This is a genomic window from Thalassospira sp. MCCC 1A01428 (assembly GCF_002115825.1).
Taxonomy (GTDB): domain Bacteria; phylum Pseudomonadota; class Alphaproteobacteria; order Rhodospirillales; family Thalassospiraceae; genus Thalassospira.
Map to the genome: position 1 here is coordinate 80,650 of NZ_JFJZ01000017.1, position 13,499 is coordinate 94,148.

At 52.7% G+C, this 13,499-nt stretch carries 12 protein-coding genes; 7 read left to right on the plus strand and 5 right to left on the minus strand.

All coding sequences use genetic code 11. The features are described from left to right. Positions 1-2: 2 nt before the first annotated feature. On the minus strand, positions 3-938 hold the full coding sequence (locus THS27_RS14260) for an isoaspartyl peptidase/L-asparaginase family protein (protein WP_085591995.1): 936 nt from the start codon (positions 936-938) through the stop codon (positions 3-5). A gap of 351 nt (positions 939-1,289) precedes the next feature. Between THS27_RS14260 and THS27_RS14265 the strand changes: the two genes are divergently transcribed. From THS27_RS14265 to THS27_RS14285, 5 genes are all read left to right on the plus strand, one after another. Continuing rightward, the gene (locus tag THS27_RS14265) at positions 1,290-3,134 is read left to right on the plus strand and encodes an ABC transporter ATP-binding protein (protein ID WP_085591997.1); all 1,845 of its coding nucleotides are present in this window, start codon (positions 1,290-1,292) and stop codon (positions 3,132-3,134) included. 70 nt (positions 3,135-3,204) lie between these two features. Next, positions 3,205-4,749 (plus strand): glutathione ABC transporter substrate-binding protein, encoded by a 1,545-nt coding sequence (locus THS27_RS14270; protein ID WP_085591999.1) that lies wholly within the window; start codon positions 3,205-3,207, stop codon positions 4,747-4,749. A 69-nt stretch (positions 4,750-4,818) separates the two neighbouring features. Continuing rightward, positions 4,819-5,739, plus strand: a complete 921-nt coding sequence (locus THS27_RS14275) for an ABC transporter permease subunit (protein ID WP_085592001.1) — start codon at positions 4,819-4,821, stop codon at positions 5,737-5,739. Positions 5,740-5,748: 9 nt separating this feature from the next. After that, a complete protein-coding gene (locus THS27_RS14280) occupies positions 5,749-6,651 on the plus strand; it encodes an ABC transporter permease subunit (protein WP_085592003.1) in 903 nt (300 codons plus the stop codon). Positions 6,652-6,675: 24 nt separating this feature from the next. Continuing rightward, positions 6,676-7,731 (plus strand): P1 family peptidase, encoded by a 1,056-nt coding sequence (locus THS27_RS14285; protein ID WP_085592004.1) that lies wholly within the window; start codon positions 6,676-6,678, stop codon positions 7,729-7,731. A gap of 96 nt (positions 7,732-7,827) precedes the next feature. Here THS27_RS14285 and THS27_RS14290 read toward each other — a convergent pair whose 3' ends face one another. The 4 genes from THS27_RS14290 to THS27_RS14305 form a co-directional block, all read right to left on the minus strand. Then, the gene (locus tag THS27_RS14290) at positions 7,828-8,649 is read right to left on the minus strand and encodes a M55 family metallopeptidase (protein WP_085592006.1); all 822 of its coding nucleotides are present in this window, start codon (positions 8,647-8,649) and stop codon (positions 7,828-7,830) included. A gap of 334 nt (positions 8,650-8,983) precedes the next feature. Then, positions 8,984-10,063: a thiamine pyrophosphate-dependent enzyme gene (locus THS27_RS27400; RefSeq protein WP_246832964.1), complete on the minus strand. Its 1,080-nt coding sequence runs from the start codon at positions 10,061-10,063 to the stop codon at positions 8,984-8,986. 50 nt (positions 10,064-10,113) lie between these two features. Beyond that, positions 10,114-10,647 (minus strand): thiamine pyrophosphate-binding protein, encoded by a 534-nt coding sequence (locus tag THS27_RS27405; protein WP_246832965.1) that lies wholly within the window; start codon positions 10,645-10,647, stop codon positions 10,114-10,116. Positions 10,648-10,706: 59 nt separating this feature from the next. Further along, on the minus strand, positions 10,707-11,405 hold the full coding sequence (locus tag THS27_RS14305; RefSeq protein WP_168184904.1) for a FadR/GntR family transcriptional regulator: 699 nt from the start codon (positions 11,403-11,405) through the stop codon (positions 10,707-10,709). 218 nt (positions 11,406-11,623) lie between these two features. On the opposite strand from THS27_RS14305, the gene THS27_RS14310 reads away from it, so the two are divergent. Both THS27_RS14310 and THS27_RS14315 read left to right on the plus strand, forming a co-directional pair. Then, positions 11,624-12,547: an NAD(P)-dependent oxidoreductase gene (locus THS27_RS14310; protein WP_085592012.1), complete on the plus strand. Its 924-nt coding sequence runs from the start codon at positions 11,624-11,626 to the stop codon at positions 12,545-12,547. A 92-nt stretch (positions 12,548-12,639) separates the two neighbouring features. Continuing rightward, a partial coding sequence (locus THS27_RS14315; RefSeq protein WP_085592014.1) for a TRAP transporter substrate-binding protein occupies positions 12,640-13,499 on the plus strand: 860 nt, incomplete at its 3' end.

Here is a 13,499-nt window from a genome sequence, read left to right on the forward strand (position 1 = left end):
GCTTATTCATCTGCGTAAATAAAGGTTTTAAACTGTCCGTCCTCGGTTACACAACCGCGATACATGCCCTCGCTGTTCATGGGCATGGCGATGTTTCCGTGGCGATCAACCGCAATCAAGCCACCCGATCCGTCATTTTTTGCCAGGTCTTCCATCACCACATGCTGCGCGGCATCTGCCAATGACTGGCCTGCAAAACGCATCCGGGCAGAAATTTCGTGTGCCGCACAATAACGGATAAAAACCTCGCCGTGGCCCGTGGCCGAAACAGCACAGCTTTCATTATCAGCAAAGGTGCCAGCCCCGATCACCGGGGTATCGCCAATACGGCCAGGTGCCTTTGCCGTCATCCCGCCTGTTGATGTTGCCGCGGCAACATTGCCGTGCATATCGCGCGCAACAGCCCCCACGGTGCCGTGTCGGCGGGCTGGATCATCGCTTTCCCGGCCTTCTGCCCTCAGGCGCAAGGTTTCCTGTAAAGCCTGCCAACGGGCATCGGTATAAAAATAGTCAGCGTCTTCAAATGGCAACCCGGCATTTCGCGCAATTTCAATTGCTGCCGCCCCACCAAATAAAACATGGTCGGTCGTATCCATGACCGCACGGGCGACACATACAGGGTTCCGTGGCCCAAAAATACCGGCAACCGCCCCGACACTCCGGGTTGCACCATCCATGACGGCAGCGTCCATTTCCTGTTTACCCGCCGACGTAAACACGGCACCGCGACCGGCATTAAACAGGGAATTGTCTTCAAGGGCGCAAACAGTTGCGACAACCGCGTCCGTTGCGCTGCCGTTCTTTGACAACACAGCGTGACCAGCAGCCAGCGCAACCTGAATACCTGCGCGATAGTCTGCATCCTTTTCAGAGGACATTTTAGAACGCAAAATTGTGCCGGCACCGCCATGCAAGGCCAGTGAGAAACGATTTGTCATATGGATGCTCCGAGCAAAAATCCGGAAAAAAGAGGTTATATTTTCCGACACTATTGTCCCGCGCCCGAAAGGTGACAAGGCCATGTTTTTGTCAATTTGGCGATGTCATACAAAACTGGCATAATTATGAAATTGCATATAGTACGCCATCGTACACTCACATACAGACAAACCCGAACCGCTTGATCTTGCACCGGTAAAGGAAACCATACATTCCTGCACAGGCAAAACTATGCAAAATCGGCATATATCTTGCCAAAATAGTTTTGGCCCGTACTGACTCAAAACAGTAACGTTCCCTGCAAGACAAATTTGGCCGCATGACGCCAGAAATACTTCAGGGAAATTTGAATGGCAGAACAGACCACATCCCCCCTTTTATCCGTGCGCGACCTGACAGTGGAATTTGGTAATGACGCTGCGCCTGTAACAGCGGTTAAAAGCCTTAATCTTGATGTCTATAAAGGTGAAACCGTTGCCATTGTTGGCGAAAGCGGATCGGGGAAATCTGTTACCGCCCTGTCAATGATGCGCCTGATCGAATTTGGCAATGGCGCCATCACCAACGGTTCCATCAAACTCCGTCGCCGCAACGGAGCATTTGACGACATTTGCCGGCTTGATGATGAAAGTGTTCGCACCCTGCGCGGTGATGAAATTTCCATGATTTTTCAGGAACCGATGACATCGCTGAACCCGGTTTTCACTATCGGGGAACAGCTGATTGAACCAATCATCACCCATCAGAAAAAACGTCGCGCCGAAGCAACCGAAATTGCCCTGGAAATGCTGGAAAAGGTGCGTATCCCGGATGCGCGAAATCTTCTCAAACGCTATCCTCATCATCTGTCTGGCGGGATGCGTCAACGGGTTATGATTGCAATGGCATTGTCCTGCCGTCCGCAATTGTTGCTGGCTGACGAGCCAACCACGGCCCTTGACGTAACCATTCAAGCGCAAATTTTACGCCTGATTCGCGACCTTCAGGTCGAAAATAACATGTCGGTTTTGTTTATTACCCACGACATGGGTGTTGTTTCCGAAATCGCTGATCGCGTGATTGTTATGTATCGTGGCGAAAAGGTTGAAGAAGGCGATGTAAAATCCCTGTTTGCCAATCCGCAACATCCCTACACCAAATCCCTGTTACAAGCCGTCCCCCGACTGGGATCGATGAAGGGCATGGACCAGCCCGCCCGATTTGCCATTCCCGGTGAAAAGGTTGCCGCCTCGCTTGCACGCGAACCTGATGCCGCAATTTCGGCAATTGATTACACCAAACCGCCGCTATTATCGGTACGGGATCTAACCACCCGTTTTGACATCAAGGAAGGTTTGTTGGGCCGCACCACCAAACGTGTCCATGCCGTTGAAGGTATTGATCTTGATATCTGGCCAGGGGAAACGCTTGGCCTGGTCGGGGAATCGGGTTGTGGCAAATCGACAACCGGTCGATCAATTTTAAAACTGGTTGAATCGCAATCATCCCGGCTGCATTTTGATGGTCAGGACATGTCGGCCATGTCGCACACCGACCTTCAAAAACTGCGCCGCCAAATCCAGTTTGTTTTTCAGGACCCGTACGCGTCGCTTAACCCGCGCCTTACCGTGGGCTATTCCATTTGCGAACCAATGCTGATCCACCGGCTGGAAAGCCCGAAAAACGCCATGGATCGGGCTGTATGGTTACTCGAACAGGTTGGTCTTTCGGCCGATCATGCCAAACGGTATCCCCATGCCTTTTCCGGTGGTCAGCGCCAACGCATAGCCATTGCCCGTGCCCTGGGCACCAATCCCAAAATGATCATCGCCGACGAGGCCGTATCCGCACTTGATGTGTCGGTACAAGCCCAGGTCATTAACCTGATGATGGATTTGCAGCAAAAATTCGGTCTTGCATGGCTGTTCATTTCCCATGACATGGCCGTCGTCGAACGTGTCAGCCATCGCATTGCCGTGATGTATCTGGGGCAAATCGTTGAAACCGGAACGCGGCGCAACGTTTTTGAAAATCCCGGGCATGCCTATACCCAGCGCCTGATGGATGCAGCCCCCATTCCCGATCCAGCCTTTCGCATTGAAAACCGGCCCCTGATTACCGGTGAAGTTCCCAGCCCGGTGCGCTCTGTTAACAACCCGCCTGCCCGGCTTTCTCTTCGGGAAATTTCACCAAAGCATTTTGTTGCCGCGGAATAAACGTCCAACCCAAAACCGATGGTTATAACAACAATAACAATCACATAAATCAGCAAAGAGGCACTAGAATATGAAGATTTTGAAAACCGCAATCCTTGGCGCAACCATGTTAGCCGGAACCTTTGGCACTTATCAGGCTGCCCAGGCCGCGGAATTATCAATCGCCCTAAACCAGATTATCCAGGGTCTGAACCCGCAGGATTCAAACTACAATGTCGATTATTCGGTCGCGAATGGCATTTTTGAACGCCTGATCTCGTTTGATGGCGACATGAAACTGGTTCCACAACTGGCCACCAGTTGGGAAGGCAGTGAAGATGCCAGAACTTTCACCCTTAAACTCCGTCAGGGTGTTAAATTTCAGGATGGCACCGATTTTAATGCTGCAGCGGTTAAGTTCAACCTGGACCGTTTGGCAGATCCCAGCCTGAACCTGAAAAAACACAGCCTGTTCAAACTGGTTGAATCCGTTGAAACACCGGATGACTACACCGTTGTTATCAAACTGAGCAAACCGTTTGGCGCCATGATCAACACGCTGGCTCATCCGTCTGTTGTGATGGAAAGCCCGGCTGCGATTGAAAAATATGGCAAGGATTTTGCCAAGCATCCGGTTGGTACGGGCCCGTTCAAATTTCAGGAATGGGTGCCGGGCGAAAAGCTGGTGGTTGTAAAGAACGACAATTACTGGGATTCCGAATGGCCGAAACTCGACAAGGTGACGTTCTTTCCGGTCGCTGAAAACGGTACCCGCGTTTCCATGCTGATGTCGGATGAAGTGCAGTTCGTGCCGATCCTGCCGGCAGAGCTGATGAAGCGTGTCAGTGAATCCGACAAATATGAAGTGCTGGAAAAGCCGGGCATTTCGGTCTGGGTCATGGCGATGAACATGATGCGCAAAGAGTTCAAAGACATTCGTGTCCGCGAAGCCTTTAACCTTGCGATCGATAAAAACGCCTTTACCCAGGTTGTTTATGGCGGCCACGCCATCGTTCCGGACTCACCGCTGGCACCGGCAACCCAGTTCCATGCCACCCAAAGCCCGGCCCTGACCACCGATGTTGCCAAGGCCAAGGAACTGATGGCGGATGCCGGTTATGCCGATGGTTTCTCGATCAATCTTTGGGCGCGTAACAACTCAACCGAAGTGCGCATGCTGCAATTCATCAAACAGCAGCTTTCGCAGATCAATGTTAAGGTTGATATCGTTCCGCTTGAAGGGGCAACCCGCGCTGAAAAGCTGTTTGGTTCCAGCGTAACCCCGGAAACCGCCGAATTTGATTCGGTTATTGGCGGCTGGTCGCCCTCCACGGGTGACGCCGACTGGCACCTGCGCCCGGTTTATTCGACCGAAGGCTGGATCCCGAATATGTATAACGAGGCGTTCTATTCCAACCCGGATGTGGACAAAGCCATCAATGACGCCCTTGAAACCGCTGATCCGGCAAAACGCGCTGCGGCCTATGAAATCGCCCAGAAGCAGATCTGGAAAGACAAACCGGTTGTGTGGCTGGCAGTGGATAACGCCCTGGCAGGTCGTAAAAAAGGCCTGACCGGTGCCTTCCCGATGCCCGATGGCACCATGCAATATGCCCATGCTGCCTTCGAAAAATAAGCCCGCCTGAAACTTCCGGCCCGGTAATGTGGCAACATGTTACCGGGCCGCTGACACCAAGAGCACCAGATGGTTCAATATTTCCTGCGACGGCTTTTTGCGTTAATTCCGGTTCTTTTTCTGATTTCGATATTTGTTTTTATGTTCGTCCATGCACTGCCGGGCGATCCCGCCCGTGTGTTGGCCGGGGAACATGCCACGCTGGAAGAAGTCGAAATCGTTCGCCGGACCCTTAACCTTGATGCGCCGCTTTATCAGCAATATTTCAAATTTATCGGTAATATCCTGAGCGGCAATCTGGGTATTTCGTTGCGAACGCACGAACCGGTCACAACCATGATTGGCCGGGCCTTTATGCCCACCGTATGGCTTGCATTATGCGCGTTGGGCTGGTCGGTGCTGTTTGGTTTGATTTCAGGGGTGGTTTCGGCCGTTAAACGTGGCAGCGCGGGTGACCATGCCGGTATGTTCGCCGCTGTTTCCGGCATTTCGATGCCGCCTTTCTGGCTGGGTTTACTGTTGATGCAGTTTTTCTCGGTCCAGTTGGGCTGGTTTGGCACCAGCGGGTTTGACAGCCCTTCGGACCTTGTATTGCCGTCATTGACACTGGGCGCGGGTGTTGCCGCCATTATGGCGCGTTTCACGCGTTCCGCCGTGATCGAAGTTGTCCGCGAGGATTATATCCGAACCGCCCGGGCCAAGGGGCTTAAGGAAAAAATTGTCATCTGGAAACATGCCCTGCGTAATGCCCTGATCCCGGTTGTGACAATGGCGGGCCTTCAGTTCGGCTTTTTGCTGGGGGGGTCGATTGTGATCGAACAGGTGTTTCGCTGGCCGGGCATGGGCGCGCTTCTGCTCGATGCGATCCGTTTTCGCGATTACACCGTGGTTCAGGCCGAGATCATGATTTTCTCGCTTGAATTTCTGCTGATCAATCTTTTGGTTGATGTCCTTTACGGGCTGATCAATCCGAAAATTCGCTATAGCTAGGATACCGTGATGACGCAACAACCTGAAATCGTTATTGATGCGCCACCGGCCCTGAACGAACCGGCGACCAGCCCGTTCAAGGAATTCTGGAAACGTTTTGCCAAACGCAAAGTCGCGGTAGCGGCGGGAATTTTCCTGTTGGCGATGTATGTGACGGCGTTTCTGGCACCGGTTATTTTGCCGTTCAGCCCCGATAGCTTTGACTATATGAACACCCTGCAAACCCCGACGGCCCTGCATTGGGCCGGGACCGATGAATTTGGCCGCGATATTTTTGCCCGCCTGATGAATGGGGCGAAACTGTCGATGTTTATCGGGTTTACGTCGGTTTCGGTCGGTGCCGTTATTGGTGTTTTGGCAGGTCTTTTTGCCGGTTATTATGGCGGCTGGCTGGACGCTTGCACGATGCGGGTATCCGACGTGCTGTTTGCTTTTCCCGGTATGCTGTTAGCGATCGGTATTGTCGCCATTCTTGGCCCGGGCCTGACCAATGTGATTGTGGCTGTGGCGATTTTCAGTGTGCCGGCATTTGCGCGCATTGTGCGTTCGGGCACGCTGGCCCATAAGGAAAGCACCTATGTCGAAGCGGCACGTGCAGCGGGCGCATCGGACTTTATCATTATGTTCCGTCACATTCTGCCTGGCGTGCTGGGTGCTGTAATTGTTTATTTCACCATGCGTATTGGCACATCCATCATTACGGCAACCAGCCTGTCATTCCTGGGCTTGGGGGTTGAACCCTCGACTGCGGAATGGGGTGCGATGCTGTCGACCGGGCGTGATTACATGATGGCAGGTGAATGGCATTTAACCTTGTTCCCCGGTCTCGCCATTTTCATTACGGTCCTGTCTTTCAACATTCTGGGCGATGGCCTGCATGATGCGCTCGACCCCAAACTTGAAAAAGAATAAGCCTGATCCCAGGCGATTAAAAACATGACAGAAAACTTGCGAAACGCGATAGCGTGTTCCGAATGGTGGGTTCATCCTACGGGACCAACCAATCAGATTACCGATGTGCCCGGTGTGAAAGTCGGCCATTTTACCTATAAAAGCGGCGATACGGCACGCACCGGTGTAACGGCCATTTTGCCCCATGATGGCAACCTGTTTGACCGGCCCGTTCATGCCGGAACCGCCATTTTAAATGGTTTTGGTAAAAGTGCCGGTTTGGTCCAGGTCGAAGAACTGGGCGAGATTGAAACACCGATTATTTTAACCAATACCTTTGGCGTGGCGGATTGCACCAAGGCCGTAATCAAACGCACAATTGGGCAAAACCCCGATGTGGGCCGCAAAATGGCAACGGTTAACCCGCTGGTGATGGAATGCAATGATGGCGTGGTAAACGACATTCAGGCATTTCACGTGACCGAAGCCATGGTGGACAAGGCCATTGATAATGCCGGTACGCAGTTTGACCAGGGAACGGTTGGTGCCGGGACCGGCATGAAAACTTTTGGCTTTGCTGGTGGCATTGGTTCGGCCTCGCGGCGGGTAAAACTTGCTGGCGGGGTACATTACCAAGTTGGTGCGCTGGTTTTATCCAATTTCGGCCAAAAATCCGAATTGCGGGTGTTGGGGCAAAAACCATCAGCTCCTGTCGTTCTTGCTTCCGCTGGGGCCGAGGATTTCGATAAGGGATCGATCATTATCGTTCTGGCAACCGATGCCCCGCTTGACTCCCGTCAGCTTTCGCGGCTGAGCCGCCGGTCGTCGGCGGCATTGGGGCGGTTGGGCAGTTACCTTGGCCATCAAAGCGGTGATATCGCGGTGGCCTTTTCCACCCAAAACGTCAAGGCGCGCGACGGCGATGCGGTTTATGCAGGGCAGTTTGTATCGGAAAGCTGCATGAATGCGTTTTTCCATTGCAGTGTCGAGGCAGTGGAAGAAGCCGTTTTGAATGCCATGTGGAACGGGCAGGCAACACCATCCTATAACGGTAAAACCCTGCCGGAATTTCAGGCGTTTTATCGGGCATGTACGGTCTGATCACCGCCGATACCCGCGAAATATGACGCACATAAAAAACCGGCTTTCTGGTGCAAATTCCAGAAAGCCGGTTTTTGTTTTTTGGGGGCCTTGCAGTTATTGCAGGCCGTTTACAATCAGCGCCAGTGCGGAAATGGTGCTGATGGCATCGGCGTGTGAATTGGCAACAAACTTGACGGTTTGTGCATCACACCGTTCCATTTGCGGCAATAGGGCCGCGCCATCTGCATAAAGCTGTTTGTGGAAGCGCACCGAAATGGTTAACGGCACCTTGCACGGGCTCTCAACCGGGGCACCCTTTGCTGCGGCAACGACGTCGCTGACCTGTTGTGTAATCATTTCGCGCGATTTTTTCGGTGACAGGCTGTTCATTGCACCAGCGCCCAATGCCTGTTTGACCGTGATGTTACGGGCAGACGGGAACTGGGCGGAAATTTCCTGCGCCAGGCGGTCATCCCCGCTTACGGCAAGAAGGGGTACGCCAATTTCGGCGGCATACCCGCCAAACAGGGTTGGTTCACCAGCCTGTATGCCATTGATCATGATGGAATGAAAGGCAAGGCCGCTTACGGTATGGGCCATGACGCCAAAATTTGATGCCGCACCGTGATAACCGATCAGAATGACGCCATCATGTTTGTCATCAATGCCCTGGATCATGGATAACGGGCGCGGTTTGCCCGAAACCAGCCGGGCGCGGTCATCCAGGTCTTCGGCGATGATATTACGCATCGGGCCGTGGGAATCTGCCACGGTGACTTCGGTAGCACCACCATCAAATGCGCCTGCAATGGCGGCGTTGGCTTCCTGGGTCATCAGGCGGCGGGCAACCTCGTATTCCGGGTTACCGCGCCGACCCTGCAGGGTCTCACAAACCCCGGCAACACCTTCGATATCAACAGATATAAATATCCGCACGTCCCAGCCTCCTGTTTTATATTGGACTTATGAACAATAATAATGCGGACAGCACGCACGAAACCAATGCCGATCCAACATAGACCATACCAATCAGGCAGAACGCGCCATCGATTGATAAAACTGGCTGCTTGCCAGTTCGGATGACGGAAGTGACCTTGCCGCTAAATTTGCAGCTTAATCGTGGCGTCATCCCTTTATTGGCAAGTTCGCACCAGGGATTATAGAACATGCCAATATATTCAAACACATCAGTCCGTGCATGCATGCCCCCTGTGATATTTTAGGCCATATCGCCCGGAGGCACATGTCACGATATGTTATGTCATTTTTACTATTTGGCATTTTCGCGAATTTGCGAAAGCGAGTTCCGCGGGGTTAAATCTTCCGGGTCTGTAACGATTTCGATAATTCCGGATTTTCCCGAGGACTTGATCACTTCGAACGCGTCGGCGAATTGCCCGGTTTCTTCAACTCTGGCGACTTCCAGTCCATATGCCTTTGCCAAGGCAATGAAATCCGGGCTCGCAATATCCGTTCCACTAACGCGATACGGATAGTTCTTTTCCTGATGCATGCGAATGGTGCCATAGATGCCATTGTTGCACAGCATCACAATCACCTTTGCACCAAACTGCTGGGCGGTTGCAAGTTCCTGCAAGGTCATCTGAAAGCAACCGTCACCGGCAAAACAAATGCTCAGCCGGTCCGGATGGCGCAGGCTTGCGGCGATTGCGGCGGGCAAGCCATAGCCCATGGTGCCCGATGTCGGGGCGACCTGTGTTCTGTATTGACGATGCTTGTAAAAACGATGCACCCAAACGGTGTAGTTACCCGCCCCGTTGGTCAGGATGGCGTCTTCGGGCAGCGTTTCGTTCAGATAACCCATAATTTTGGACAGATTGACCGGCCCGTGCGAGGTGGCATTGGGCGTTGACCATTCAAGATAGTCTGCACGGGCGGCCTCGGTCCATCTCGACCAGGTTACGCCATCGTGCGGAACCTTTATGTCGGCCAACGCTGCCAGCATGTTTTTCATACCGGAACAAATGCCGAGATCGGGTGCATAAACGCGCCCGATTTCGTCGGGGTCAGGATGCACATGGATTAGTTTTTGCGTACTGACCGGGACATCAAGCAGCGTATAACCCGATGTCGTGCAGTCGCCCAGCCGGGCACCAAGAACCAGAATTGTATCCGCATCGCGAATTCGTTGTGCAAGATCGGGGTTAATTGCCAACCCGGCATCACCGATATAACAGGGATGCAACGCCGAGAGGCGATCCTGACTGCGGAAACTGCAGGCGACAGGAAGTTTCCATGTTGCGGCAAATTTGGCGAGGTTGTTACATGCGTCCTCGTCCCATGTTTCACCCCCGGCTATAATCAGTGGGGACCTGGCATCGGATAGCATGGCGGCAAGATCGACAAGTTGCGTTGCCGCTGGTGATGCCTGAACAGGCGTTATGCGGGGGGAAGTTTTTTAACGTCGACGACGTCGCGTAACATGTCTTCGGGCAAACCCAATACAACGGGACCGGGCCGACCGGAGGTTGCCACCTGAAATGCGCGGGTTAATAGTTCCGGAATGCGCGCGGCGTCATCGATCACTGCGGTCCATTTGGTTTGAGTGCCAAAGATCGCCTTAAGGTCAAATTCCTGAAATGCTTCGCGTTCGGTATCATCGCGCCCGATAAGCCCGACCAGCATAATTAATGGCGTGGAATCCTGATAGGCAACATGAATACCGGAATAGGCGTTCGAAGCGCCGGGGCCCCGCGTGACCAGAACCAGACCGGGACGTCCTGTCAGCTTGCCATCAGCGTCGGCCATAAATGCGGCTGAACCTTCATGTTTGGCCGCAATAAATTCGATCTGCGGCGCGTCGACAAGCGCATCAAGAACAGCAAGAAAACTCTCGCCTGGCACACCAAAAATTTGGTCCGCACCTTGTTGAATCAAGACGTCAGTGATCAGCTGGCCTCCCGTGCGTTGCATCGGTGCCTCCTCCAGACTTTGATATTTTTAAAATGATAGCGCGGGCTTAACGCCCGACTTTAAGTGTCTGCCAAATCAGCACGATCCGCCAGACGTTGTGCCGCATAGGTGTAATGGTGCCGCACCGCCTGGGATGCCGCATCCTCATTCTGGTCGCGTATCGCATCCAGAACGGCTTGGTGTTCGACCAGGACTTCCGCACTCCATTCTGTCACACGTGCGTTTTTGACAGCGACAGAACGCAATTCCATATCAATCCGCGCATCAAGCATAGACAGAAATTCCAGAATGTACTGGTTGCCCGACGCTTCAGCGATGTGGCGATAAAAAGTGCGTTCGGCCAGAACAAGCTGTTCGGCACCGTCGTGCCCTTCGGCAAGGGAACTTTCCATATCCCGATAGGCCTGTTCCATACATTCAATATCAGCATCACTGCGCGAACGTGCAGCCAACCCGGCAGCTTCGGAGGTAATCCCGGTGCGCAATTGAAGAATTTCAAGAAGCTTTTGGCGTTTTTCAAAGCAAGCGGGGTTGATACGAAACGCGCTGCGTGCGCTTGGCTCGGCGACAAAGGCACCAACACCTTGTCTGGAATCAACCAGACCGTCGTGTTTCAAACGCGAGATTGCTTCCCGGACAACGGTTCGGGCGACCCCGAAACTCTCGGCCAGACTCTGTTCTGTCGGCAATTGTTGTCCGGCGGCCAGTTCCCCCTCGAGGACCATTCGAGAAAGCTTTTGCGAAATATCGTCCGTCAAGCTGGGGCGCCTGTTTATTCGAGTGAAAGAATCCACGACCAAATGCCTTTTTACCAATCGTTGGCCAACATCAACGTCGGCCATCGTCTTCCCGGTTTATGTAAGCCGGCATCATGCGTTGTCAACATAAAAACATGTTGTCAGACAACAAGGGGACATGTTATGCGGATTAATTATGAAATCGCACTTCGCCAAATCCGATTAAGGCGAAGATAAAAATGGAGGACAACGTGGCGTTTGAAAAAAGTGTAGGATTTGTCGGCTTGGGCGGCATGGGTAGCGGTTTGGTTAAAAACATGCTGCTGAAAGGAGTCTCGGTTCATGTCCTGGACCTTGACCCGGAAAAGGTAAAACTTGCCGAAAGCCGCGGGGCCTGCATTGCATCCTCTGTCGTCGAAATGGCACAGAAATGTGATGTGATCGCATTCTGTATCGGTCGCGCGGAAGATGTTCAGAAACTGACAATCGATCTGGAAACCGGCTGTCTCAGGGAAATGCGCCCGGGACAAATTATTCTCGATCACACGACCACCAGCCCCGACCATGTCGACCTGATGAGCAAGGTTTGTGAAAAAGCCGGTATCAGGTATTGCGAAGCACCGATGACCCGCACCCCGATGCATGCAGAACAGGGATGTGTGAATGTGCTTTATGGCGGCGAAGCAGACCTTTTGGAGGATCTTCGCCCCCTGTTCGATACATATGCCGAGAACATTTTCCATGTTGGACCGAGCGGCCATGCAATTCGCTTGAAGCTGATTCATAACTTCATCGCTTTTGCCAATGTCGCATCTTTCTGTGAGGGCTTTGCCCTTGCGGCGAAAGAGGGCCTCGACATGACCAAGGTGATCGACATCATCTCGGCGGCGGGCGGAAAGAGCGGCATGATGGACCTATATGGTCGCAAGACGCTTGAGCGTGATTTTACACCGCATATGTCACTCGAATGGGCTGAAAAGGACGTGGGATATTACGTTCGCTGGCTTGAAAAAGCAGGGCTTCCGGGCTTCCTGGCGGGATCTGTTCACCAGACCTATGCCTTGGCATCAATTATGGGGCATGGCGCGGAAGGATGCACTGCCGTGATCAAAGCCTATGAAAAGCTGTCGGGTGTCGAAGCGGCCTTTCCTAAAAATTCCTGAAGCGACATCTCGTTTCTTCGGGCTGTCACGCTGGCAGCCCCAAAAATACAAAACGTGCAAAGCGTAATTTTTATTTCAACGGAGGAAACATCTTGAAAAACAAAACAATAGCCAAGGCCGCGATATCGGTACTGGCAACATTCCTGACTGTCTCAACGGTTCAAAGTGCCCAGGCAGAAACGGTGCTGCGTCTGGCGCACTTTGCTGCAGAAGACCATCCGGCACAAATTGCCGCACAACAATTCAAGAAGAACGTCGAAGAACGCACCCATGGTGACATCAGTATCGAACTGTATCCGGCGAACGAATTGGGCAGCCCGCCCGAACAGCTTGAACAGACGGTTCTTGGTGTGGTCGACATGAATCTGCCGACCCAGGGCGCTCTTGATAAATACGAAAAAGCATTCGCAACCGTCATGACGCCTTTTGCATTCAAATCCTACGACGAAGCCCACCAGGTGCTTGACGGTCCGTTCATGGAATGGGTAGCGCCCAAGCTTGAAAAGAAGGGTTTGGTCATGCTGTCGAACTGGGAATATGGTTTCCGGAATGTGACCAATTCGGTTCGCCCGATCAATTCTCCGGAGGACATGGTAGGGCTGAAATTGCGCACGCCCCCGGAAATACAAATTGTTGCCGCTCTTGAAGCTCTTGGTGCCCAAACGACCCAGATCGCCTTTCCGGAACTTCCTGGTGCACTGACTGCCGGGGTTGTCGATGGTCAGGAAAATCCGATCAGCGTAATCTTTCACAACAAACTTTATGAATTGCAACACAATCTGGCACTTACGCACCATGTCTACAATTCGATGGTCCATGTGATCAACAAGGACAAATGGGATTCCCTGACGACTGATGAACAAAAAATCGTCCGTGAGGAAAGTGTCTCGGCAGGGAACTTGATGCGCAAACTGGTGCAGGATGAGGAAGCGCTGGATTCAAAATTCAAGTG

What these genes read in the sequence shown, in the direction of transcription:
- THS27_RS14260 (WP_085591995.1), bottom strand. Translation starts at nt 938, where the DNA reads ATGACAAATCGTTTCTCACTGGCCTTGCATGGCGGTGCCGGCACAATT.
- THS27_RS14270 (WP_085591999.1), top strand. Translation starts at nt 3,205, where the DNA reads ATGAAGATTTTGAAAACCGCAATCCTTGGCGCAACCATGTTAGCCGGA.
- THS27_RS27400 (WP_246832964.1), bottom strand. Translation starts at nt 10,063, where the DNA reads ATGCTATCCGATGCCAGGTCCCCACTGATTATAGCCGGGGGTGAAACA.
- THS27_RS14310 (WP_085592012.1), top strand. Translation starts at nt 11,624, where the DNA reads ATGGAGGACAACGTGGCGTTTGAAAAAAGTGTAGGATTTGTCGGCTTG.
- THS27_RS14265 (WP_085591997.1), top strand. Translation starts at nt 1,290, where the DNA reads ATGGCAGAACAGACCACATCCCCCCTTTTATCCGTGCGCGACCTGACA.
- THS27_RS27405 (WP_246832965.1), bottom strand. Translation starts at nt 10,647, where the DNA reads ATGCAACGCACGGGAGGCCAGCTGATCACTGACGTCTTGATTCAACAA.
- THS27_RS14280 (WP_085592003.1), top strand. Translation starts at nt 5,749, where the DNA reads ATGACGCAACAACCTGAAATCGTTATTGATGCGCCACCGGCCCTGAAC.
- THS27_RS14275 (WP_085592001.1), top strand. Translation starts at nt 4,819, where the DNA reads ATGGTTCAATATTTCCTGCGACGGCTTTTTGCGTTAATTCCGGTTCTT.
- THS27_RS14285 (WP_085592004.1), top strand. Translation starts at nt 6,676, where the DNA reads ATGACAGAAAACTTGCGAAACGCGATAGCGTGTTCCGAATGGTGGGTT.